This is a genomic window from Xanthomonas sp. NCPPB 3959, assembly GCF_056675575.1.
This window is the reverse complement of sequence record NZ_JBWWVR010000041.1, coordinates 1-3,419: the sequence shown is the minus strand read 5'-3', so window position 1 is coordinate 3,419 and position 3,419 is coordinate 1. Positions and strand designations below refer to the sequence as shown.

Sequence of the window (3,419 nt, the reverse complement as noted above, 5' to 3'; positions counted from 1 at the left end):
TTCGCGGCTCGGCTTAACTCAGGTGTTAGGCCACACTGAAAGGAATCTCGTATGTCAATGATTGGAAACTTCGTTGCTATTCCTCCAAATCAGCTAGCCGCGCTCGTTGCTGATCCGGATTTGATCTCATCGGTCCTCTATCCAGAGGATGGCGGGGTCGAGCCAGCCAATCATCTAGACATTGATAAGACATGGCACGCCATTCACTACACCCTCAATGGAAAGACGTGGGAGGGTGAGGAGCCGCTTTCGCTGGCTATCCTAGGTGGTGAAGCGATTGGAGAGGATGTTGGTTACGGTCCCGCCCGTTACTTGGATCCTGCGCAAGTTAAAGCGGTTGCGGCCGCATTGTCTGCCATCACCCCTGAAACCTTTGGCGCCAAGTTCGATCCGACCGCAATGGATGCTGCGGAAATCTATCCGCAGATTTGGGAGAGTGACGGACCTGATGGCTTGGAGTACGTATTGCACTATTACAATCAGCTAACCTCGTTCTATCAGGCCGCAGCGGAGCGCGGCGATGCAGCGCTTCTCTACCTCAACTAGGGTGTGGCCTAACAATTCATTCAAGCCGAACCCGCATCACGTTCGCTAACTTCGGGTCGTTCTGGGTAACATCGACTTCGGTGCCAATCCAGTGCGGGTCGGCTTAATTCAGGCGTTAGGGCTCACAACGGACATATGAGAGAACCGTGGACAGCTATGGCGCTATTGCTTGTGGCGGCCTTCGTTCCGCTCGCTGCGGTGATTGGGACACGCTTGTATCCCGCGCTCCGCCCGCCTAAGCACAGACCGCTAGCATTCGTGCTCGGCGGGCTGTTCGCCATTTCGCTTGGGGCGCTCTCGACCTTTGCTGTGTTGTCTGAGATGGGCTCCGGCGTATTTAGCGTCTCGACGCGGTACTCCGGGCTGCTTCATGCAGACTCGACGCAGCGGCCGTTGGAGTACTGGGCCTTCGTCCTCCTTTTCTACGGCATGGGCGTCTTGTTGTGCGGGTTCGGCTTGGCCAGCATTGGGTTATGTTTCAACCGACTTAAGGGCAGTGAGCCCTAACTATTCGTTCAAGCCGACACCGACACCGCTTCGCGGCGCGGCTTAACTCAGGTGTTAGACCGCACGAAACACTCCCAGCTCTCCGTCAAGGAATGTTTGAAATGGAACTCCCGCCTGCCGCTCTGTCCATATTGATTAAGGCTGAAACTGTCGTCCAGCAGCAGCTGGAAGCCTACAACGCACGAGACTTGGAAGGTTGGCTCGCAACCTACAAGGCAGACGCAGAACAATACCTGCTGCATGCAGGCCTCTTGGCTTCCGGCCATGAAGCCATTCGGAAGAGAATGATTGATCGCTTCAACGATCCGGCGCTGCATGCCGAGCTGGTTTCACGTACTGTCATGGACAACATCGTCATTGACCACGAGTTCGTTACGCGCACATTTCCAGACGGGCTAGAAACAGTGGAGATGATCTGCATCTACGAAGTAGACGCAGGACAAATTGTCAAAGCAACTTTCGCTATCGGGCAGGCTAGGCCAAAGGTATGAACGTGCGCTCTAACCCTTCCTTCAAGCGGACGTGCCTTCGGCACGCCGCTTAAGTCAAACGTTAGGCCTCATTCCAACCTACATGCAATGGCTTGAGACAAAAATCCCGCCGCCGGTTGTCATGGTGCTCTTGGGCGTTGCCGCGTTCGGTGCAGCATACTTCATGCCCGTGCTCTCGTTCGAGCTTCCACTACGCACACCCGTCGCTGTTGCTCTAGCCGTTGTGGGCTTGGCGCTCAACATTCTTCCCAAACTCGCCTTTCAGCGCGTCGGTACTACGGTCAACCCACTCAGGCCGGCCTCAGCCACGCACCTGGTCACATCTGGCATTTATCGCTACACCCGCAACCCAATGTACTTGGGCCACTCCATGATCCTCTTGGGCTGGACGCTCCACCTCCACAATGCGGCCACGCTCATGGCCGTCCCTGCCTTCATGCTCTACATCACGCGGTTCCAAATTCAGCCGGAGGAGCGGTATCTGTCCGCTCGCTTCCCGGACACGTACGCTGCATTCTGCAGGCAGGCCTCGCGCTGGCTATGAGGCCCAATAATTCATTCAAGCCGAAGCCGCTTAGCGGCTCGGCTTAATTCAGGCGTTAGAACTCACCCGGACTATCCCGATGGCCGAACCCTACAAAGATCGCATCGTGGCCTACTGCATGGACGTTGGCGTGCGAATTCCGTCTAGATTTCATCGACACTCTGCCAACCGCTATGCGGCAGTAGACTTGGAACAAATCCCCCCTAAGCTCATAGCCAAGACTTGGTTCAATCGAGAGGACGTCGCCTATTACCTCTCCAATCTTGCGACCGGCAGGCCCATGCGCGTTCTTGACTTCAAAGATCGCTGCGATCTCGTTTTCAATGGTGTCAGCTTCACCGCTGGTAGTGATTTCTAACAATTCATTCAAGCCGAAGTTGCTTCGCAACGCGGCTTAACTCAGGCGTTAGGCCGTGGTGGAGCAAATGCGTTGGTGGTTGCCGCTTCGGTGGGTTCGCAGGCGTGCATGCGGTTGGCTCCGGACAGCAGTCATCACCGTTGCTGGTTGCGGTAAGTTCGGTGCTTCGCCTTGGCACGTCGTTCCCGCGCTGCGCTCGGTGCAGTTGGCTTCGATGGCATCACGCGCCGCTGCATCGCTGGGCAAGCTCCATCCCACAAGCTGTGGCAAACTCGGTCCAGGCGGCAGTGCTGGGGAGCACGGTTGCGGTCTCAACCGTTTCGGCCACTCACTGCCTAACAACTCATTCAAGCCGACGTTGCTTCGCAACGCGGCTTAATTCAGGCGTTACGCCGCAAGGCAGAATATGCGCGCACTCCTTCTCGTGGCTACGGTCATCGGTGGTCCACTGCTGTTGCTCTATGCATCACGCTTCTCGCCGGACAAGCCCATCTCTTGGTTTGCCTTGTGGCCTCGCTAGCATCTTGGAGGCCAATTCATCTATACCTGATCCGACACTGGATGGCTCATCCTGAGCGGGTCCGTGCCGTCAAACTGAATGCGTCGCATGTTGCGTTTCAAGCCAAGACACTTGCCGGAGGTCTTTTCCTTGCCCTTTGTTTTGTCATGGGCATGCTAATCACTACTACACTCGGCAGCAGCGCAGTCGAGCGTGGCACTGTAATTTCAGCTCGCGGATCGCGTGGGTGCACCAATGTTACGGTCAAGACGGAAAAAGCTGGCGTCGTCAGGCTATGCGCCGGCACGCGTTACAGCAGTGGCTCCGCTATTGCCGTCAAAGTGCGCAGGTCGTGGGCCGGACGCTATGTCGAGTAGCGGCCTAACAATTCATTCAAGCCGAGCCCACATCAGGGCGGCGCCTAAGTGCGCGCCTTCCGCTATATTTGCACCCAGTCGCCGCCCTGCTGCGGGC

4 protein-coding genes are annotated in these 3,419 nt (G+C 56.6%); all 4 read left to right on the top strand.

Annotated features, from left to right (window positions below):
* Positions 1–51: 51 nt before the first annotated feature.
* The 4 genes from AC1KVG_RS21715 to AC1KVG_RS21700 all read left to right on the top strand — a co-directional run bounded on the left by AC1KVG_RS21715 (position 52) and on the right by AC1KVG_RS21700 (position 2,446).
* Entirely contained in the window at positions 52–546 is a 495-nt protein-coding gene (locus AC1KVG_RS21715; protein WP_267113987.1) for a YfbM family protein, read from the top strand.
* 608 nt (positions 547–1,154) lie between these two features.
* Positions 1,155–1,544, top strand: a complete 390-nt coding sequence (locus tag AC1KVG_RS21710; RefSeq protein WP_481095796.1) for a nuclear transport factor 2 family protein — start codon at positions 1,155–1,157, stop codon at positions 1,542–1,544.
* Positions 1,545–1,575: 31 nt separating this feature from the next.
* Positions 1,576–2,088 carry a methyltransferase family protein gene (locus AC1KVG_RS21705; protein WP_481095795.1) on the top strand — a complete coding sequence of 171 codons (513 nt, stop codon included), beginning with the start codon at positions 1,576–1,578 and terminating at the stop codon, positions 2,086–2,088.
* Between the two features lie 79 nt (positions 2,089–2,167).
* Positions 2,168–2,446, top strand: coding sequence for a hypothetical protein (locus tag AC1KVG_RS21700; RefSeq protein WP_481095794.1), 279 nt, complete (start codon positions 2,168–2,170; stop codon positions 2,444–2,446).
* Positions 2,447–3,419: the final 973 nt, after the last annotated feature.